Source organism: Achromobacter sp., from assembly GCF_049647645.1.
GTDB lineage: Bacteria > Pseudomonadota > Gammaproteobacteria > Burkholderiales > Burkholderiaceae_B > Achromobacter.
Map to the genome: position 1 here is coordinate 18056 of NZ_JBARYB010000221.1, position 19926 is coordinate 37981.

At 63.5% G+C, this 19926-nt stretch carries 19 protein-coding genes and 1 other RNA gene; 13 read left to right on the top strand and 7 right to left on the bottom strand.

Translation table 11 applies throughout. From position 1 onward, the window contains the following. Window positions 1–15 precede the first annotated feature (15 nt). From WBB14_RS26330 to WBB14_RS26345, 4 genes are all read left to right on the top strand, one after another. Entirely contained in the window at window positions 16–1518 is a 1503-nt protein-coding gene (locus tag WBB14_RS26330) for a sensor histidine kinase (protein ID WP_424242381.1), read from the top strand. A 260-nt stretch (window positions 1519–1778) separates the two neighbouring features. Further along, a complete protein-coding gene (locus WBB14_RS26335) occupies window positions 1779–2207 on the top strand; it encodes a tripartite tricarboxylate transporter TctB family protein (RefSeq protein ID WP_424242382.1) in 429 nt (142 codons plus the stop codon). 6 nt (window positions 2208–2213) lie between these two features. Further along, entirely contained in the window at window positions 2214–3743 is a 1530-nt protein-coding gene (locus tag WBB14_RS26340) for a tripartite tricarboxylate transporter permease (RefSeq protein ID WP_424242366.1), read from the top strand. 109 nt (window positions 3744–3852) lie between these two features. Then, window positions 3853–4782, top strand: a complete 930-nt coding sequence (locus tag WBB14_RS26345) for a 2-hydroxyacid dehydrogenase (RefSeq protein ID WP_424242367.1) — start codon at window positions 3853–3855, stop codon at window positions 4780–4782. Here the strand turns inward: WBB14_RS26345 and WBB14_RS26350 are convergent. Then, on the bottom strand, window positions 4776–5711 hold the full coding sequence (locus WBB14_RS26350; protein ID WP_088138358.1) for a LysR family transcriptional regulator: 936 nt from the start codon (window positions 5709–5711) through the stop codon (window positions 4776–4778). The genes WBB14_RS26345 and WBB14_RS26350 overlap by 7 nt on opposite strands. A 152-nt stretch (window positions 5712–5863) precedes the next feature. Between WBB14_RS26350 and WBB14_RS26355 the strand changes: the two genes are divergently transcribed. After that, window positions 5864–6493 carry an FMN-dependent NADH-azoreductase gene (locus tag WBB14_RS26355; RefSeq protein ID WP_424242368.1) on the top strand — a complete coding sequence of 210 codons (630 nt, stop codon included), beginning with the start codon at window positions 5864–5866 and terminating at the stop codon, window positions 6491–6493. Between the two features lie 64 nt (window positions 6494–6557). On the opposite strand, the gene WBB14_RS26360 is transcribed toward WBB14_RS26355, so the two are convergent. From WBB14_RS26360 to WBB14_RS26375, 4 genes are all read right to left on the bottom strand, one after another. Further along, window positions 6558–7463, bottom strand: coding sequence for an NAD(P)-dependent oxidoreductase (locus WBB14_RS26360; protein WP_424242369.1), 906 nt, complete (start codon window positions 7461–7463; stop codon window positions 6558–6560). A gap of 76 nt (window positions 7464–7539) precedes the next feature. Beyond that, the gene (locus WBB14_RS26365; protein ID WP_424242370.1) at window positions 7540–9144 is read right to left on the bottom strand and encodes a gamma-glutamyltransferase family protein; all 1605 of its coding nucleotides are present in this window, start codon (window positions 9142–9144) and stop codon (window positions 7540–7542) included. Window positions 9145–9328: 184 nt separating this feature from the next. Then, window positions 9329–10834: a tripartite tricarboxylate transporter permease gene (locus WBB14_RS26370; RefSeq protein WP_424242371.1), complete on the bottom strand. Its 1506-nt coding sequence runs from the start codon at window positions 10832–10834 to the stop codon at window positions 9329–9331. A gap of 13 nt (window positions 10835–10847) precedes the next feature. After that, entirely contained in the window at window positions 10848–11312 is a 465-nt protein-coding gene (locus WBB14_RS26375; protein ID WP_424242372.1) for a tripartite tricarboxylate transporter TctB family protein, read from the bottom strand. Between the two features lie 424 nt (window positions 11313–11736). On the opposite strand from WBB14_RS26375, the gene WBB14_RS26380 reads away from it, so the two are divergent. The 4 genes from WBB14_RS26380 (at window position 11737) to WBB14_RS26395 (ending at window position 13553) form a co-directional block, all read left to right on the top strand. After that, window positions 11737–12183, top strand: coding sequence for a hypothetical protein (locus WBB14_RS26380; RefSeq protein WP_424242373.1), 447 nt, complete (start codon window positions 11737–11739; stop codon window positions 12181–12183). After that, the gene (locus WBB14_RS26385; RefSeq protein ID WP_006388757.1) at window positions 12183–12494 is read left to right on the top strand and encodes a cell division protein ZapA; all 312 of its coding nucleotides are present in this window, start codon (window positions 12183–12185) and stop codon (window positions 12492–12494) included. Before WBB14_RS26380 ends, WBB14_RS26385 begins: the two co-directional genes overlap by 1 nt. 32 nt (window positions 12495–12526) lie before the next feature. Beyond that, a non-coding RNA gene (gene ssrS / locus WBB14_RS26390) (6S RNA) lies at window positions 12527–12711 on the top strand. Window positions 12712–12794: 83 nt separating this feature from the next. Continuing rightward, window positions 12795–13553, top strand: a complete 759-nt coding sequence (locus tag WBB14_RS26395; protein WP_424242374.1) for an SIMPL domain-containing protein — start codon at window positions 12795–12797, stop codon at window positions 13551–13553. On the opposite strand, the gene lgt is transcribed toward WBB14_RS26395, so the two are convergent. Then, window positions 13528–14316 (bottom strand): prolipoprotein diacylglyceryl transferase, encoded by a 789-nt coding sequence (gene lgt / locus WBB14_RS26400; RefSeq protein ID WP_013391511.1) that lies wholly within the window; start codon window positions 14314–14316, stop codon window positions 13528–13530. The two genes, WBB14_RS26395 and lgt, sit on opposite strands and share 26 nt — an antisense overlap. Window positions 14317–14443: 127 nt before the next feature. Between lgt and ilvD the strand changes: the two genes are divergently transcribed. The 3 genes from ilvD to msrA all read left to right on the top strand — a co-directional run bounded on the left by ilvD (window position 14444) and on the right by msrA (window position 17082). Continuing rightward, window positions 14444–16129 (top strand): dihydroxy-acid dehydratase, encoded by a 1686-nt coding sequence (gene ilvD / locus WBB14_RS26405; protein ID WP_424242375.1) that lies wholly within the window; start codon window positions 14444–14446, stop codon window positions 16127–16129. Further along, window positions 16113–16448 (top strand): c-type cytochrome, encoded by a 336-nt coding sequence (locus tag WBB14_RS26410; RefSeq protein ID WP_424242376.1) that lies wholly within the window; start codon window positions 16113–16115, stop codon window positions 16446–16448. Before ilvD ends, WBB14_RS26410 begins: the two co-directional genes overlap by 17 nt. 79 nt (window positions 16449–16527) lie before the next feature. Further along, window positions 16528–17082: a peptide-methionine (S)-S-oxide reductase MsrA gene (gene msrA, locus WBB14_RS26415; RefSeq protein WP_424242377.1), complete on the top strand. Its 555-nt coding sequence runs from the start codon at window positions 16528–16530 to the stop codon at window positions 17080–17082. A gap of 82 nt (window positions 17083–17164) precedes the next feature. On the opposite strand, the gene hppD is transcribed toward msrA, so the two are convergent. Continuing rightward, window positions 17165–18277, bottom strand: coding sequence for a 4-hydroxyphenylpyruvate dioxygenase (gene hppD / locus WBB14_RS26420; RefSeq protein ID WP_424242378.1), 1113 nt, complete (start codon window positions 18275–18277; stop codon window positions 17165–17167). Between the two features lie 157 nt (window positions 18278–18434). On the opposite strand from hppD, the gene WBB14_RS26425 reads away from it, so the two are divergent. Then, a complete protein-coding gene (locus WBB14_RS26425) occupies window positions 18435–18911 on the top strand; it encodes an Lrp/AsnC family transcriptional regulator (protein WP_424242379.1) in 477 nt (158 codons plus the stop codon). The last annotated feature ends 1015 nt before the right edge of the window (window positions 18912–19926 follow it).

Consider the following 19926-nt stretch of genomic DNA (forward strand, 5'->3'; position numbering starts at 1 on the left):
CCCGGGTTGCCGCGCGTGGGTATCCGCGCGCTGCTGATCATCCTGCTGTTGCCGGGAGTGATCGTGTTGCTGGTCGTGGACAGCGTCAACGACTACCGCACGCTGGCCGAAATCACCAACGAAGCCTACGATAGCGCCCTGGTGGAACCGGCTCGGGTGCTGGAAAGCAGCCTGGAATTCACCCCGGACGGCAATCTGCAGGTCGCCACGCCGCTGTACGCGCAGGTGATGCTTGAGTCCCGCGCGGGTCTGCGCAAGTATTTCCGTATCGAAGAGATCGACCCGCCGCTGCCGGATGGCGCCGCGGTGCCCACGGCCCCGGGCAAGACCCTGCTGGGCATGCCGGAAATGCCGCGTCCGCCCAGCTGGCCGCGCTCCAACAGCCAGCCCATCTTCTACGACAGTGTCTATCGCAACGATCCCGTGCGGGTTGTCGCGGTGGTGCGGGACCTGTACTACCAGGGGCAGCATCGCCAGGTGCTGGTGGTCGTGGCCGAAAGCACCGGCAAGCGCATCGAAGCCGAGAACAACGCGCGGCGCCAGGAAATCCTGCGCGACACGCGCATGCTGGCTCTGGTGGCGTTGCTGGTGTGGTGGGGCGTGTCGTGGGCGCTGAAGCCGCTGCGCCGGCTGCGCAACGATATCCGCGCGCGCCGCCCCGACGACCTGACGCCGCTGGACGCCTCGCGCGTGCCCAGCGAAGTCGCACCGCTGGTCGATGCGGTCAATCACCATATCGCCCGTTACCGTCGCGTCCTCGATGAACAATCGCAGTTCCTGGCCGATGCTTCCCATCAGTTGCGCACGCCGCTGGCCATCATGCTGACCCAGGCGCAGTACGCCCTGCGTGAGCGCGATCCCGCCCGCGCGCAGGAAGGCCTGCGTGGCATCGTCGACCAGTTGGGCCGCACGCGCCGCCTGACTGAGCAATTGCTGTCCCTGGCCCACGCCAACCAGGCCGATCAGCTGCCGCGGCAGCTGCTGGACATGAACGCCGTGTCGCGCGAGGTGGTGCTGCAGTACCTGCCGCTGGCGCACGAAAAGCAGCAGGACCTGGGCTGGGTCCAGGCCAGCTCCGAAGAGGGGCTGGAAATCTCCGCGCCGGTTTCGGGCAACGAGGCCGAACTGCACGAGGCGCTGTCGAACCTGGTGCACAACGCCATCCATTACGCGCCCGCGGGCGCGCGCATCACCGTGTCCGTCTGCTGCCACGACAACCGCGCCGAGGTCGCCGTTTCCGATAACGGACCAGGGCTGGATCCGATACTGCGCCAGCGCGCCTTCGCGCGTTTCGAACGCGTAGGCACGGACAAGCCGGTCGCCTCGTCGGGGTCGGGCCTGGGGCTGGCGATCGCCCGCGCCTATGCCCGCCGCAACGATGGCGACATCGAACTGCGCGACGGCGAGCCGAACGCGCAGGGCGGCGTCGGACTGGCCTCCGTGCTGTGGCTGCCGCTCGCATCCACTGTCTCGCAGTATCCGCGCCCGCTCGATGTCGAGCTCAAGGGCGACCAATAGCTCTCCGCGCTCCGGCGCATCCGCTGATTCCATGCATATTTCGACTTCCTGTCAGGGATAACCCCTGGATTCAGGGTCGCGACAGCGCATAGAAAGCGAATTAGCAGCTTCCCTCCGTAATCTGCGTTCGGGCCTGTCGCCAGGAACCGGGTGTCGCTCGTTTCGAGCGGAGCATCCCGGGCAGGCAGAGGCCCCGCACCACGAAGGAGGATGAAGTGCAAAAGACAATCAATAGAAAGGACTATTACGGCGGAGCGCTGATGGTCCTCATCGGGCTGGGGGCAATCTACGGCGGGACCGACTATCACATCGGCTCCCTGAGCCACATGGGACCCGGCTTTTTCCCCGCCGCGCTCGGCGGCCTGCTGGCGCTGACAGGCGTGCTGATCGCCATCTCGGCGCGCTCGGGCGAATCGTCCGCGCCGCCGCCCGGCGACGGCCACGGCCATGGACTGCCGGACTTCCGCGGCGGCGCCTGCATCCTGCTGGGCATCCTGGCCTTCCTGCTGCTGGGCCATTACGGCGGCTTGCTGCCCGCCACGTTCGCCATCGTATTCATCTCTGCGCTGGGCGACCGCAAGAACACGATCAAGCAGGCCATCCTGCTTTCGGTCGCCATGACCGTCATCGCGGTCGTCGTCTTCTGGTGGGCGCTGCAGCTGCAGCTTCCGCTGTTTCGCTGGGGTTGATGCGCCATGATTTCCCAATCCTTGATGGACCTCTGGTACGGCTTTGGCGTTGCCTTCCAGTGGCATAACCTGATGTGGTCGTTCTTCGGCGTGCTGGTGGGCAACCTCATCGGCGTGCTGCCCGGCATGGGCGCGCTGTCGGCCATTTCCATTCTGCTGCCGCTGACCTACGTGATGCATCCGGTGCCCGCCATCCTGATGCTGGCCGGTATTTTCTATGGTTCGCAGTACGGCGGCGCCATCGGCGCGATCCTGCTGAATCTGCCTTCGCACCCGCCGCACGCGGTCACCTGCCTGGATGGCTATCCGCTGACCAAGCAGGGCAAGGGCGGAACGGCGCTGGGCATCACGATGATCTGTTCGTTCTTCGCCGCATCGGTGGGGATCATCGTCATGATCTTCGCATCGCCCTTGCTGGTGGAAGTGGCGTTCAAGTTTGGTCCGACCGAGATCTTCTCGATCATGTTGCTGGGCCTCCTGGCCGGCGCCACCATGTCGCGCGGTTCGCCGCTCAAGGGCGTGGCAATGACCTTGTTCGGCCTGATGTGCGGCGTGGTCGGTACGGACGTGAACACCGGCACCATCCGCTTTTCGTTCGGTCTGCTGGACCTGTCCGATGGCCTGGAGCTGGTGGCGATTTCCATGGGCCTGTTCGGCGTGGCCGACTTCCTGATGAGCGTCAACCGCATGACCATCATCGGCAGCGGCGCCAAGTTGCGCCTGCGCGACATGCGGCCCAGCAAGCAGGAACTCAAGACCGCTTTCTGGCCCATGGTCCGCGGCACGGCGGTGGGCACGCTGTTCGGCGCCATGCCCGGCACCGGTCCCACGATCACCACCTTCGTGGCCTATGCGCTGGAGCGCAAGATATCCAGGACGCCCGAGAAATTCGGCACCGGCATGATCGCCGGCGTGGCGTCGCCCGAAGCGTCGTCGCACTCCAAGACGCAGGTCGATTTCATCCCCACGATGAGCCTGGGCATCCCCGGCGACGCGGTGATGGCGCTGATCCTGGGCGCGCTGTTGATCCAGGGCATTCAGCCCGGTCCCCAACTCATCACCGAGCATCCGGACATCTTCTGGGGCCTGATCGCCAGCTTCTGGGTGGGTAACGTGCTGCTCATGGTGCTGAACGTGCCGCTGATCGGCGTGTGGGTGAAACTGCTGCAGGTGCCGTACCGCTATCTGTTCCCGTCGGCGCTGTTCTTCATCGCGGTGGGCGTGTTCAGCACGCAGAACAGCCTCTTCCAGATATGGGAAGTGCTGGCGTTTGGCGTGATCGGCGCGATCCTGATGACCCTGGAGTTTTCGGTGGCGCCCATCCTGCTCGGCTTCGTGCTGGGGCCGATGGTCGAAGAGAACTTCCGCCGCGCGCTGTTGCTGTCCCGCGGCGACCTGGCGGTATTCGTGGAGCGTCCGATCAGCGCCTGGTTCATCGGCGCAAGCGCCTTGCTGATCTTCCTGCAGGTGTGGGCATTCATGCGCCGCAACAAGAACAAGGACAAGGACAAGCCCGAAGTGCCGCAAGCGGCCTGAGCGCTGTTTCTCTCTGCCTCAACACGGCCCGGCCATACGCCGGGCCGTTTGATTTGTGGGGCGGCATCCCTCATGCTTGAGCCTTCCCGAGCCTGTACACAGAGTCATCATGCACATACTCTTCGCCTGTCCCCACCATGATCCCGCCGTCTGGGTTCCGCTCCTGGAAGCCGCCATGCCCGGCTGCCGCATTTCCGTGTGGAACCCGGACGGCCCGCCCTCGGGCGCGGAGGCGGCCCTGGTCTGGCGTCCGCCGGCCGAACTCTTCAAGCACGAGACCGGCCTGACGACGCTGTTCAATCTGGGCGCCGGCGTCGATGCTTTGCTGAAGATGCCCGAGATCCCGCCGCAGGTGCGCATCGTGCGCCTGGAAGACGCGGGCATGTCGGTGCAGATGGCCGAATACGCGCTGTACGCGCTGCTGCGCGTCTCGCGCGATTTCGAAGCCTTCGATCACTCACAGGCGCGGCAGCATTGGGATACCCGCGAAGGCACGCGGCAGGCGGACTGGCCGGTGGGCGTGCTGGGGCTGGGGCAGGTGGGTGCGCGCGTGGCGCAGATCCTGGCCCAATTCGGCTATCCCGTGGCCGGCTGGTCACGGTCGCCGCGTGAAATCCCGGGCGTGGAATCCTTTGCGGGCGAAGCCGCCTTGCCGGCGTTCCTGGCTCGTACGCGTTTCCTCGTGAACGTGCTGCCGCTCACGCCGGACACCGTCGGCATCCTCAATCGCGGCACGCTGTCGCAGCTTCTGCCGCATGCGCATCTGGTCAACGTGGGCCGGGGCGAACATCTGGTCGAGGACGATCTGGTGCAGATGCTTGAAGAGGGCGAGATCGACGGCGCCACGCTGGACGTCTTCCACACCGAGCCCTTGCCCAAGGACCATGCATTCTGGCGCGATGCGCGCGTGCACGTCACGCCGCATATCGCGGCGCGCACTTTGCGCGACGAAAGCATCCGGCAGATCGCGGACAAGGTCGCGCAGCTGCAGCGCGGCGAATCCATCAGCGGCGTGGTGGACCGCTCGCGCGGCTACTGAGCCGGGGGCAGCGGAGCCTTTTCCAGCCGCTGGTACATGGCGGGCAGGCGCTCCGACAGGAAATCGAGCAGGGCGCGCACGGCGGGCATCATGCCCCGCCGCGACGGATAGATGCAATGCACGATGCCCTCGGGCGATTGCCATTGCGGCAGGACCTGCACCAATTGGCCGCGCCGCAGCTGTTCATGCGTTGCGATGGAAGGCAGCAGGGCGATGCCGCGGCCGCGCACCGCGGCTTCGGTCAGCACGATGAAGTCGTTGCAGGACAGCTGCGGCTTCAATTCCACGTGCACCTCTTCGCCCTTGTCGTTGCGCAACGGCCAGCGCACTTCGTTTTGCGGATCGCTGAAGCTCAGCGTGGTGTGCGTGGCGAGGTCCTGCGGCGTATCGGGCGTGCCGTGGCGCTGCAGGTAGCTGGGGCTGGCGACCAGCGTGCCGCGCGCCGTGCCGAAGTGGCGCACGACCAGCTCGGCGTCGGTATCCAGCTTGGTGCGTACGCGCAGGGCCAGGTCCACGCCTTCGCGGATCAGGTCCACGCGGCGGTTGGTCACCAGCAATTGCACCGATACGGCGGGCCAGGCGTCCAGGAATTCCGGCAGCAGCGGCGACAGCACGTCCTGCGCGATGGATACCGGACAGCTCACGATCACCGGGCCGGTGGGCTCCGCCTGCAATTGCCGCATGGCGTCGTCGGCGGCGCGCGCCGAGGCGGCCATTTCCCGGCAATAGTGCAGATAGCGTTCACCGGCCGAGGTCAGGCGCAAGCGGCGCGTCGTGCGTTGCAAGAGGCGCACGCCCAGGCTTTCCTCCAGGTGCGAGATCCGACGCGACAAGCGCGATTTCGGAATGTCCAGCGCCCTGGCCGCGGCGCTGAAACCTCCCTGTTCGACCACCTGGGAGAAGTAATAGAGGTCATTGAGATCTTGCATGATTGTTCTATGCCTGGAACGAATAGTTCATCATAACCGTATTTATGTGAACAATTAACCCGTCTACAGTGACGCCATGCACTCGGGATCTGATCAAAGCTTACGGATCCTGACCGCCCGCAGCGAGCGGGCCCTCACTGGAGAAATTTGCAATGAAGACCCTGGTTATCCTTTCCTCTATTCTCGGCGATCGTTCCAACAGCAAGCAATTGGCCGATCACCTGATCAACCGCGTCAAGGCGTCCAACCCGGCCGCGGCGATCAAGGTCCGCGACATCGGCGCGCAGCCCATCCCGTACTTCGACGGCAACACCGCTGGCGCGCTGTTCACCCCGGCCGATGCCCGCAGCGTGGACCAGCAACGCCTGGTCGAGATGAGCGATGCGCTGGTCGCCGAATTGATGGAGGCCGATCGCATCGTCTTCGCCGTTCCGGTCTACAACTTCAACATGCCCGCCCAGTTCAAGAGCTATCTCGATCATCTGGCCCGCGCCGGCGTCACCTTCCGCTATACCGCCGAAGGCGTGCCGGAAGGGCTGGTCAAGGGCAAGCAGGTGTTCGTGCTGACTGCTCGCGGCGGCAAGGCTGAAGGCACGCCTTCGGACACGCTGACGCCTTACCTGCGCCAGATGCTGGCCTTCCTGGGCATGACCGACGTCAGCTTCATCGCCGCCGAAGGCATGGCCATGGGCGAAGTGGCTGCGCTGGAAGGCATCGCGCAGGCCAAGCAGCGCATCGATGCGCTGCTGCCCGCCGCGCAACAGGACAGCCTGGCCGCGTAAGCGCAGGCGTCCAACGCAAAGGCGAGCCATGCGGCTCGCCTTTTTTTTGCCACGAGGGCAGGGCTCAGTCGCGCAGGCGCTTGATCAGGCTGGAAGTATCCCAGCGGCCGCCGCCCATCTTCTGGACGTCGCCATAGAATTGGTCCACCAGCGCCGTCAGGGGCAGGCGCGCGCCATTGTGGCGGGCTTCGGCCAACACCAGGCCCAGGTCCTTGCGCATCCAGTCCACCGCGAAACCGAACTCGAACTTGTCGTCGACCATGGTGCCGCCGCGGTTCTCCATCTGCCAGCTCTGCGCCGCGCCCTTGCTGATCACGTCCAGCACGAGTTTCATGTCCAGGTCGGCCGCCTGGCCGAAAGCCACGGCTTCAGACAGCCCCTGCACGATCCCGGCGATGCAGATCTGGTTGACCATCTTGGCCAGTTGGCCTGCCCCCGGCGGCCCAACCAGCGTGACGGCGCGGCCAAAGCTCTGCGCAACCGGCTTGATCGCGTCGAACACGGCTTGTTCGCCGCCGCACATGATGGTCAGCGCGCCATTGACCGCGCCCGCCTGCCCGCCCGATACCGGCGCGTCGATGAAATTCAGGCCCAGGTCCTTGGCTTGCGCATAGAGCTCGCGCGCCACGTCGGCGGACGCGGTGGTGTGGTCGACGAAGACCGCGCCGGGCGCCATGCCGGCGAAGGCGCCGTCCGGTCCCAGCACCACGCTGCGCAGGTCATCGTCATTGCCCACGCAGGCGAACACGATCTGCGCGCCGGCCACGGCTACGCGCGGCGTGGCCGCGCTCTTGCCGCCGAACTCGGCGACCCAGGCCTGCGCCTTGGCCGGCGAACGGTTGTAGACCGTGACGTCGTGTCCCGCGCGCGCCAGATGGCCGGCCATGGGCAGGCCCATCACGCCCAATCCGAGGAAAGTGACTTTCTGGGCTACGACAGCGTCGTAGCTCTTGGTACCGATCGTTGCCATGCAGGGAACTCCGCTTTATGAAGTTGGGGTCGTCAGGGGCGCTGGCGCCTGTAAACAGGCCCTAACCTTAACGCAATCAAAAGCCCGCGGCGAGTCCATCGCGCCGGCTGTCGCTGGCGCTGACATATCCGTCCACGGCCGGGTCGCCGAGGCGCCAAATGAATTGCCCCGATCCGAAATCCATGTAGGGGTCCGCCAAGCTTTCAAGCACGTGGCCGCGGGCGCGCAGTCCCTCGGCGACCGCTGGTGCCAGGCCGGCCTCCACGTCCAACGACAGCCCATGGTTCCATTTCCAGCGAGGCGCGTCGCAGGCGGCCTGCGGCTGCTGCCCGTAGTCCAGCATCCGCACCAGCGCCTGCACCTGTCCCTGGGGCTGCATATTGCCCCCCATGACCCCGAAACTCATGACGGGGGCGCCATTGCGCATCAGGAAGCCGGGGATGATGGTGTGGAAAGGGCGCTTGCCGCCCGCCACGGCATTGGGGTGGCCGGGATCGGTACTGAAGCAATGGCCGCGGTTCTGCAGGCTGACGCCCGTACCCGGCACCACTACGCCCGAACCAAATCCCATGTAGTTCGACTGGATGAAGCTGACCATCATGCCGCACTTGTCGGCCGCGGTCAGGTAGACGGTGCCGCCGCGCGGCGCATGGCCGCTGCCATGGGCCTGCGCCGCCTTGGGGTCGATCAGGCGCGCACGCTGCGCCAGGTAGTCCGCCGCCAGCATCTGTTCGGGCGTGACGCGCATGTGGCGCGCGTCGGCCACATGTTCGTAGACGTCGGCGAAGGCCAGTTTCATCGCCTCGATCAGCAGGTGCTGCGTTTCGGGATGGTCCACCGGGCGGGCCGCCACGTCGAAGTTCTGCAGGATGCCCAAGGCGATCAGGGCGGCGATGCCCTGGCCGTTGGGTGGAATCTGACGCAGCGTGTGGCCGCGATACGCCTGGCTGATCGGCGTGACCCATTGCGGCGCGTAGTTGCGCAGGTCGGCTAGCGTCAGAGCGGCGTCGTGGGCCTGGGCATGCGCCACCAGCTTGTGGGCGGTTTCGCCTTCGTAGAAGTCCCTGCCGCCGCTGGTCGCGATGCGCTTGAGCGTGGCGGCCGCGCCCGGCAGCACGAAGTGCTCGCCGACCTGCGGCGCGCGCCCGCGCGGCAGGAAATGCTCGGCGAAGCCCGGCTGCGGTTGCAGGACATCGGCTTGCGCCGCCCATTTTTCCTGCACCACGGGCGACACGGCAAAGCCGCGCTCGGCATATTCAATGGCGGGCGCCAGCACGTCGGCATAGGCCAGGCGGCCCAGTCTTTCATGCAGCGCGGCCCAGCCTGCCACGCAGCCCGGCACCGTCACGCTGTCCCAGCCCCGGGCCGGGATGGCGCCCTGGTGCTTGCGTCGGAAGTAATCCAGGTTCCAGCCGGCCGGCGCCGTGCCCGAGGCATTCAGTCCATGCAGCTTGGAGCCGTCCCAGACGATGGCGAAACAATCCGATCCCAGCCCGTTGCTGACTGGCTCCGTCAGGGCCAGCGTGGCGGCCGCGGCGATGGCCGCGTCCACGGCGTTGCCGCCTTGCGCCAGGATCCGCAGGCCCGCCTGGGCGGCCAGCGGTTGCGAGGTGGCGACCACATTGCGCGCGAACACCGGGCGCCGGGTGGTGGGATAGGGGTTGTTCCAGTTGAAATTCATCTCGAATCGTCGCGTGGGGTAAACCCCTAGCTTAACGCACGCGAACTGCGTTTGAACATAATCCGTATTGGATGGTATCGATCCGTAGCGTTTGTCGGACGGATTCCACGCGCGCAAAGAAAAACCCCCGGGCGGAACCCGGGGGTTTTCAGGGCGAGACTGCCGCAGGGCGGCAGGCTGCGCTTTACTCTTCTTCGACGAAGGTCTCTTCGCGCTTCTTGCGGATCGCGGGCAGGGCCACCAGGATCACCAGGAAGACGGCGATGGCCAGCAGCGACGCAGACAGCGGACGCGTCACGAAGGTCGTGAAGTCGCCGCGCGACAGCAGCAGGGCGCGACGGAAGTTCTCTTCCATCATGGGACCCAGCACCAGGCCCAGCAGCAGCGGTGCGCCTTCGCACTTCAGCTTGGACCAGACGTAGCCGATGACGCCGAAGATGGCGGTGGTGAAGATGTCGAACGTGTTGTAGTTCAACGAGTACACCCCGATCGTGCAGAACACCAGGATCGCCGGGAACAGGATGCGGTAGGGCACCTTCAGCAGCTTGACCCACAGGCCGATCAGCGGCAGGTTCAGCACCACCAGCATCAGGTTGCCGATCCACATCGAAGCGATCAGGCCCCAGAACAGCTCCGGGTGGCTCGTCATGACTTGCGGGCCGGGCTGGATATTGTGGATGGTCATCGCGCCGACCATCAGCGCCATCACGGCGTTGCCTGGGATGCCCAGGGTCAGCAGCGGGATGAACGAGGTCTGGGCCGCAGCGTTGTTCGCCGATTCCGGGCCAGCCAGGCCGGCCGGGTGGCCCTTGCCGAAGCGTTCCGGATTCTTCGAGATCTTCTTTTCCAGCGTGTAGGAAGCGAACGACGACAGCACGGCGCCGCCGCCCGGCAGGATGCCCAGGGCCGAACCCAGGGCCGTGCCGCGCAGCACTGCCGGGTACGATTCCTTGAATTCCTGCTTGTTGGGATACAGCGAACCGATCTTGTCGGTGATGTCGACGCGGTTTTCCTTCTGCTCGAGGTTGGTCATGATTTCGGCGAAGCCAAACACGCCCATGGCCACGATGGCGAAGTCGATGCCGTCCTGCAGTTCGGGGATGCCGAAGTCGAAGCGGGCAACGCCCGAGTTCACGTCGGTGCCGACCATGCCCAGCAGCAGGCCCAGCAGGATCATCGCGATAGCCTTGGGCAGCGAACCCGAAGCCAGCACCACGGCGCCGACCAGGCCCAGGCACATCAGCGAGAAGTACTCGGCGGGGCCGAACTTGAACGCGACTTCAGCCAGCGGAGGCGCGAAGGCGGCCAGCAGCAGCGTGGCCACGCAACCCGCGAAGAACGAACCCAGCGCGGCGATTGCCAGTGCGGCGCCAGCGCGGCCGTTGCGGGCCATCTGGTGGCCGTCCAGCACGGTCACCACCGCGGACGTTTCCCCTGGCAAAGCTACAAGAATTGCCGTCGTGGAGCCGCCGTATTGGGCGCCGTAGTAGATGCCTGCCAGCATGATCAGGCCGGCCACCGGGGGCAGCACGTACGTAATCGGCAACAGCATTGCGATGGTCGGGACGGGGCCGATGCCCGGCAGCACGCCAATCAGCGTGCCCAGGATGCAGCCCAGCAGTGCATAAAGCAGGTTCTCGGGCGTGAACGCCACCGAGAAGCCCAACATCAGGTTGTCAAACAATTCCATGACCGGTTGCTCCTTAGTTCATGCCCAGAAACGACGGCCACAGCGGGAAAATCAGCCCCAGCCCCTTGACGAATGCCAGATACGAGAACACCACCAGGAAGATGCCGTTGGCGACGGCGACTTTCAGGCTGAACTCATGGCTGGCCAGGCTGCTGACGACAACCAGTACGAATACCGAAATGTAGATGCCCAGCAGTTTGAGGATGAAGCCGTAGAGCACGACTGATCCGACCACCAGGAAAACGATGCGCCAGTCGAACTTGTCGACGTGGGTATCGTGCGCTTTCTTGGACATCGAGCCAAGCAGCACGATGGCGCCCAGCAATGCCAGAACAATGCCTAGCCAGAAAGGAAAATACCCTGGGCCCATTCGGGCGGCAGTACCCATTTGGTAGCTGCTGGCCTGCCAGGCGAATCCCAGTCCAAGGGCGATGAACATCACCCCCGACCAGAAGTCCTGTCGATTGCGTAGCTGCATGATTGGTTGGCTCCTGTTTACAGCATGTAGATAAAAAAGGTCTGTGGCCATCCCGCCGACAGGCGAGTGACAGGCACAAAAAAGGCACTTCGGGGTGCCGTTTGTTCTTATGAAAGGTAAGGCTGGGATTCTTGAAAGGGCGAATGGTAATGGACGCCCGCCACGCTGCAAACCCTGTAAGGTCGGTGAAAGGCTGGGGTTTTCCCTAAAATTCGGGAACTCCCGACCCCGAGTTGTAACGGGTCAGGAAGTTTGAGGGCTTTTTGAAAGCTAAGTGAAAGTTTATAGAAAGAAAGACGAAAGCAGGATCGGCCGGATGCGTGGCTTTCGAATGAGTGAGGGATAAATCCTACTGAATATTGCCGGGTTTCTCACCTTGCGTGAAGAGACCCAGTTCAACTCAGGATGGTTTACGATAGCGCCCATGCTGCAAGATCTAGACCAACTCGCCGCCCGCATCGGGCAACTGGTGCAACGCACCCGCCAACTCCACGCAGAGCGTGACGCGTTGCGCCAACGCTTGAACGACACCGAAGCTGAGCAGCGTGTGCTCAAGCAGCGCGCCGCCGAGCGCGAGGCCGAGATCGTCACGCTGCAGAGCAAGCTTCAGGATCATGACGGCGCGGTCACCGCCATGCTCGAGCAAGCCCAGCAGGCTGAAGTCTCGCTGCGCGAACAACTGGCCCGCGAAACCTCCGAACGTCAGTCGCTCGAATCGCGTTTCTCTGCCCGTGAAACCGAATTTCAAGGCAGCCTGCAGACCCGCGACACCGAATTACAGCGCTTGCGCGTGGCCGCCGCATCGGCCCGCGAGCGCATTGACGCCGTGCTGGCCCGCCTGCCGGGCGCACCGTCTGGAGAGCAACACTGATGGAACGCGTAGATGTCACCATACTGGGGCGCGACTATTCCCTGGCATGTTCCGCCGAAGAGAAACCGACCTTGTTGGCAGCCGTTCGTCACGTGGACCAGCTGATGCTGCGCATCCAGGGCACGGGCAAGGTTTCCAGCAACGAACGCATTGCCGTGATGGCCGCTTTGCAGGTCGCGGGCGAGCTGCTCGCCATGAAGGCGCCCGATGGTCCCCTGGGCGGTTTGGCGGTCGGCGACTTCAAGCGTAGAATTGAGGACATGAACGCAGTACTCGATGACGCCTTGTCGGGTCAGGAAAAACTGCTCTAACAGTTCATAAGCAGCATTCAAGTATTTTCAGTTTGTCCCTGCCGTGTCCGTGACTAGGCCATACATTCTCTGAACCTATGTCTTTTGGCATATTGGTTGCGGGAGTGCAGAGCTGGAGTGATCGTCTCCCGTAGACGAACCCGACGCTCTTCGGAACGCGACCACCTTGAACCTCAGGGTTCGAGATGCCGGCCTTGACGGCACAGGCGGGGCATCTATCCCAGCGGGCCTGCCATAAGAGCAGGTCCGCCCCGGGCGCCTCACCACTCCCCCCTTCGTCCTCCCTCCTAGGACCAGTCCATGTTCAAACACCCTGTTTTCTCGCTGACCAAACTCGGTGCGGCGTGCGCAACCGTGGCCGCTCTGAGCGCTGCGCCGCTCGCGTATGCGCAGGCCCAGGCGCCTGCCGCCGCCACCGAAGCGGCCGCCAGCCGTGCGCCGGAATTGACCCTGCAGGCTAACGCGTCTTCCGAGGTCAAGCAGGACACAGTCCGTATTTCCTTGTCCGCCGAAGTCGAGGCGCCCGACCAGCCCGCCGCGGGCAAGAAGCTGAGCGCCGCTCTGGACGACGTGGTCAAGCGTGCGCGCGATGTCAAGGGCGTGGAAGTGCGCACTGGCGGCTACAACGTCTGGCCGAACACTTCAAGCAAAGGCAAGATCGGCTCCTGGCGTGGCCAGGGCGAAGTGATCCTCGAATCCAAGGACTTCGAAGCCGCCGCCGCATTGGCTTCGAAGCTGTCCGACAAGACCGCCATTTCCAACATCAGCTTCCTGCTGTCGCGCGAGGTGCGCGAAGCTGAAGAGCGCAAGCTGCTCAAGGAAGCCGCGCAAGCCTTCAAGGATCGTGCGCTGGCTGCAGCCAACGCCTTCGGTTTCTCGGGCTACCGCCTGTCCAAGCTGGAACTGGGCGGTTCCGGCGGCCCGGTGCCGATGCCGCGCATGATGGGTGCCGCGGCGATGTCCAAGGACGCCTCTGGCGGCTACAGCCCGGACGTGCCGCTGGAAGCGGGCAACGTCACGGTCAGCATCGCGGTCAACGGGACGATCGTTTTGCAGTAAGGCTGAACATGATGGCGCCCAGGGCGACCATCGGGACGGACAGCCACTGTCCCATGCTCAAACCGCCCGCGAGCAGGCCCAGGAAGTTGTCCGGCTCGCGGGTGAATTCCACCAGAAAGCGGAACGTTCCGTAACCCATCAGGAAGAGCCCGCTCACCTGTCCCAGCGGGCGCGGCTTGCTCGAAAACCACCACAGCAGCGCAAACAGCACGATGCCTTCGAGGCCCAGCTCATAGAGCTGCGACGGGTGGCGCGCGAGGCCGTCGCCGCTGCCCGGAAACACCATGGCCCACGGCACGTCGGTGGGCCGGCCCCAGAGCTCGCCATTGATGAAGTTGCCCAGGCGGCCGAAGCCCAGCCCCAGCGGAATCAGCGGCGCGATGAAATCGCTGACCGCGAAGAACGGCAGCTTCTTTTTGCGCGCGAACAGCAGCATCACCACGATCACCCCGATCAGGCCGCCATGGAATGACATGCCGCCCTGCCACAGGTACGCCACTTCCAGCGGATGGGACAGGTAATACGACGGCTTGTAGAACAGCACATAGCCCAGCCGTCCGCCCACCACCACGCCGAGCACGCTGTAGAAGATCAGGTCTTCCAGATCCTTCACGTTCAGCGAGGTGGTGTGGCCACTGGTGATGCGCCGCCGTCCCAGCAGGTACACCAGGGCAAAGCCCACCAGGTACATCAGCCCGTACCAATGGATGGCAAGCGGCCCGATCTGCAGGGCGACGGGATCAAATTGGGGATATTGCAGCATGTTCTGCCCGACACAATGAAGTTGAATGATAATAACCGGCGAGCATTGAAGATTCGCGCGCAAGCGAGCCAGCTTCCCCCGGGGCGGTCGTCATGTCCGAGCCCCGGCGGCCGACAGGAGACAGACCATGCCGCACAATGAACGTTCCCGCCATATCACCCACGGGGTTGCGCGCGCGCCCAACCGCGCCATGTACTACGCGCTGGGTTATCAGGAAGCCGACTTCGAAAATCCCATGATCGGCGTGGCCAACGGCCATTCGACGATCACGCCATGCAATAGCGGCCTGCAGCGCCTGGCCGACGCCGCCATCGACGCCATCCGCGCCTCCCGCGCCAATCCCCAGGTGTTCGGCACGCCCACCATTTCGGACGGCATGTCCATGGGCACTGAGGGCATGAAGTACTCGCTGGTATCCCGTGAAGTCATTGCGGACTGCATCGAGACCGCGGCGCAAGGGCAGTGGATGGACGGGGTGGTGGTGATCGGCGGTTGCGACAAGAACATGCCGGGCGGCATGATCGCGCTGGCGCGTACCAATGTGCCCGGCATCTATGTCTATGGCGGCACGATCAAGCCAGGCCACTACAAGGGCAACGATCTCACCATCGTCTCCGTCTTCGAGGCGGTGGGCGAATACACCATGGGCCGCATGCCTGAAGAAGACTTCAAGCAGATAGAGAAATGTGCGATTCCGGGATCGGGATCCTGTGGCGGCATGTATACCGCCAACACCATGAGTTCCGCGTTCGAAGCCATGGGCATGAGTCTGCCGTACTCCAGCACCATGGCCAACGAGGACGAGGAAAAGGTCGTTTCCGCGGCGGAGTCCGCGCGAGTGTTGGTCGAGGCGGTCAGGAAAGGCCTGCGCCCGCGCGACATCATCACGCGCGAGTCCATCGAAAATGCGGTGTCCGTCATCATGGCTACGGGCGGCTCCACCAATGCCGTGCTGCACTTCCTGGCGATTGCGCATGCCGCGGAAGTGCCCTGGACCATCGATGATTTTGAACGCATCCGCAAGCGCGTGCCGGTGCTGTGCGACCTGAAACCGTCCGGCAAGTACGTCGCCACGGACCTGCATCGCGCTGGCGGCATTCCGCAAGTCATGAAGCTGCTGCTCAATGCCGGCTTGCTGCATGCGGACTGCCTCACCATTACTGGCAAGACCATCGCCGAGACCCTGGCCGGCGTGCCCGATGCGCCCAGGGCGGACCAGGACGTCATCATGCCGCTGGACCGCGCGCTGTATCCACAGGGCCATCTCGCCATTCTGAAAGGCAATCTCTCGCCCGAGGGCTGTGTTGCCAAGATCACCGGCCTGAAGAACCCCGTCATCACGGGCCCGGCGCGCGTCTTCGATTCCGAGGATGACGCCATGACAGCCATCATGGCGCGCGAAATCCGCGATGGCGATGTGGTGGTCATCCGCTACGAAGGCCCCAAGGGCGGTCCCGGCATGCGCGAAATGCTCGCGCCTACCTCCGCGCTGGTCGGCCAGGGGCTGGGCGAAACCGTGGGGCTGATTACCGACGGACGCTTTTCCGGCGGGACCTGGGGCATGGTCGTGGGTCATGTCGCGCCCGAGGCGTTCGTGGGCGGCCCCATTGCGCTGATCCGCGAGGGCGATTCGGTTACCATCGATGCCCACAAGCTGCTGTTGCAGCTCAATATCAGCGACGAAGAAATGGCGGCTCGTCGCCAGGCCTGGGTGCAGCCCCGGCCGCGTTATACACGCGGTGTGCTTGCCAAATTCGGCAAGCTCGCCAGCACCGCGAGCCGTGGGGCAGTTACCGATGCATTTGAAGAGTAGTCTGTTGTTGGCCGCCGCCTGCGCGCTGGGCGCGGGGGCGGCGCAAGCGCAAACCACCGGCTTGGACCTGGCCAAGAACAAGGCCTGTATGGCCTGCCACCAGGTCGAAGCCAAGCGCGTGGGGCCGCCGCTCAAGAGCGTGGCCGAACGCTATGCGGGGCAGGGCGACGCCATGGTCGATTATCTGGCGGGCAAGATCCGCGGCGGCGGCCGCGGCGCCTGGGGTGCGGTGCCCATGCCCGCGCAAACCCAGGTCAGCCCGGACGACGCCCGCGCGCTGGCCGAATGGATCTTGTCGCTGGCGCCGCCCAAGCAGTAGTCTCATTGTCTGCGCCCCGCTCATGAAATCCGGGGGCGCCAGGCCGCACTCCGCGGCCGTCTATCAAGAAGGAATCGTCATGGCAGAACAACCCTCTCCGGGCAACGAAGTCGCCGTACTCGGCGGCGGCTGCTTCTGGTGCGTCGAAGCGGTGTTTACCGAGCTGCGTGGGGTCAAGAGCGTGCTGCCCGGCTACAGCGGCGGGCATGTGGACAACCCCAGCTATGAACAGGTCTGCGGCAAGGGTACCGGTCACATCGAGGTGGCCCGAGTGGAATTCGATCCCGCCGAACTGTCATACAGCGATTTGCTGCGCGTGTTCTTCGCGACCCACGATCCCACCACCCCGGGCCGCCAGGGTAACGACGTCGGCCCGCAATACGAATCCGCCATTTTCTGGCAGAACGAATCGCAGCGCGAGCAGGCGCAAGCCGTCATTGCCGAGGTCGAGGCACAGCAAGTCTATGACGCGCCCATCGTGACCCGCCTGCTGGCGCCGGCCAAGTTCTGGCAGGCCGAGGATTATCACAGCAACTACTTCGCCCTGCATCCCGAGCAAGGTTATTGCCAGTTCGTGATCGCGCCCAAGGTTGCCAAATTCCGCAAGCAATTCCAGGACCGGCTGCAGAAGTAGCAGGCGAAAAAAAACCTCACCAAAGGTGAGGTTTCAAAGCCAGCGCCGATGCCTGAGCGCCGGGCGCTGGCGGGGGAAGCTTTTACTCGACGGTCTTCACTACGCCGCGACGCATCTGGTCCAGCTCGATCGATTCGAACAGGGCCTTGAAATTGCCTTCGCCAAAACCATCGTTGCCCTTGCGCTGGATGATCTCGAAGAAGATCGGGCCGATCTGGTTTTCCGTGAAGATCTGCAGCAGCAGGCCGCCGCCGGGGGCGCCGTCCAGCAGGATGCGGTTCTTCTGCAGGCGCGCCACGTCCTCGCCATGGTTCGGCAGCCGGCGGTCCAGCAGTTCATAGTAGGTTTCCGGCGTGTCCAGGAACACCACGCCGTTCTGGCGCAGCGCCTCGATGGTGCCGTAGATGTCTTCCGTGGACATGGCGATGTGCTGGATGCCTTCGCCGCGGTACAGGTCCAGGTATTCCTGGATCTGGCCTTTCTCCTCGGTGCCTTCTTCGTTGATCGGAATGCGGATGTTGCCGCAAGGCGAGGTCATGGCCTTGGACTTCACGCCCGTCACCTTGCCCTCGATGTCGAAGTAGCGCACTTCGCGGAAATTGAAGAGGCGTTCGTAGAACTCCGCCCACTCAGCCATGCGGCCTTTGTGCACGTTGTGCGTCAGGTGGTCCACCAGCGTCAGGCCGGCGCCGCGGTGATTCAGGTCAGCCTGGGCGTTCTGCGGATCCACGGGCACGAAGTCCACGTCATAGATGCTGATGTCGCCGATGCCGCCGTGGCCGTCCTTGCCGCTCCAGCGGTCCACCAGATAGATCAGCGAATCGCCGATGCCCTTGATCGCCGGGATGTTCAGCTCCATCGGACCGCTGTGCGAGTCGAAACCCCACGCGCCCAGTTCCAGTGCGCGCTTGTAGGCGGCATTGGCGTCCTGTACGCGGAAGCCGATCGCACAGATCGACGGGCCATGCAGGCGCGCGAAACGTTGGGCGAAGGAATCCGGCTCGGCGTTGATCAGGAAGTTCACGCCGCCCTGGCGGTACAGCGTCACGTCCTTGTGGCGGTGCTTGGCGATGGCCTTGAAGCCCAGCAGCTCGAACACCTTGCGCAGCGCGACGGGGTCCGGCGCGGCGTATTCAATGAACTCGAACCCGGCGGTGCCCATCGGGTTGTCCCAGGGTTGGAAAGCGCTGCTCATAAGTCTGCTCCCTTGCATCGTTTTTTAAGGACGACTTGTTGTTCAAGTCTAGACGGAGATTGTAGGAAGGAACGACGAGCAGACAATTGCAAACATGTCGCGAAAGCCGGTAGATTGAGCAATAATATTGCTGTAAAGAAAACATTCAGGGCTGAAAATGTCTGACATTGAGCTAGATAGGACAGATATACGGATTCTGGCCGAATTGCAGCGGGATGGCCGCCTGAGCAACCAGGAACTCGCCGACCGCGTGTCGCTGTCGCCCAGTCCGTGCCTGCGGCGGGTCCGGCGGCTGGAAGAGAGGGGTTTCATCAAGAAGTACGTCGCCCTGATCGACGCGGGTAAGGTCGGCCTGGGCCTGCTTGCCTACGTCAACATCCGCTTGAACAAGCACAGCGGATCCAGCCACGCGCCTATGAGCGACTTCGCCCGCGACGTGCAGCTCTGGCCGGAAGTGGTCGAGTGCTACGCCATGTCTGGCGACATGGACTACCTGCTGCGCATACAGGTTGCAGACCTGGCGCATTTCTCCCGCTTCGCCATGGACACGCTGATGCGCCACCCCGCGGTGATCGACATGCGCTCCTTCTTCGCGCTTCAGCAGATCAAGGAAACGACAGAACTCAGGCTCTAGCCGCTGGGCATGTGGCAAACCTGTGATGCGCGCTCTATATAGGGAGACGGGAAGGTGTATGGCCGGCCCCTTCTCGCTGGCAGAGGCTTTTCCCTATGGAGTGCTCCCTGTATATATAGAGGCTTCTCCGATGCCGCCCGATTCTTGCGGACATGAGGCGAGGGTGGCTTGAGCGCCATCTGGTCCGACCCTCTATATATAGGCAGTGGGGGGCGGGGCGGCTTGATTACGCTAATGCGTCCCCTGAAATCTTCATGTCTTTGAAAAATAGGTGTCACCTTCCTGGTGCAGGCAAAATTCCGTGCTATAGTCTCGCTCCTTCGCGATTCGGGCAGTTTTCGAGACGCGAAGCCAAGCAAGCGCAACAGGTCAGCACGGGCAACCAAGCCGGCCTGCCGCCAGGGGATCAGAAATGAAAGCCCGGCGGTTATTGCAAGGATTGCAGCAAATCAGGCAGAGGCCAGTTGCGCAATTCGCAAAAATCGTGCTATAGTCTTGGGCTTGGCTGGTGATGCAAACAAAGGGTTTGCCCTTGTATCGCTAGCCACCTGAGCGGTAACCGACCCCTGGATTTCAGGGCTGCGCCAGAAGCGAAAGCAGACGGCTGCGGGGTTGCAAGATGGGATGCAAATTAGGCAAAAGCCGGTTGCATAATCTGCAAAAGTCGTGTTATAGTTTCAGGCTTGGCAGTTGCCGAAAACTTGGGGTTAACCCTGATATTTCGATAGCTGCTAAAGAGGGGCGGACCTGAAGAGGTCGCAGGCAAGAAAGCGTAACGATGGATGTGACGCTGACTTGACAAGCGATAAAAACTTCTTCATAATCTCATTTCTCTGCTGCTGACAAAGCAGCGCCAGCGAAAGCGGCGCCGCGAAGTGGGCAGGCAGTAAGTAGTACCGAATTTAGCAGTACCGCTCTTTAACAATTAAACAACCGATAAGTGTGGGCGCTTGATGCGAGTGCATAGTGACTGGGTTGGGTTTTAAACCCCGCCCCGGCCACAAGCACAATGAAA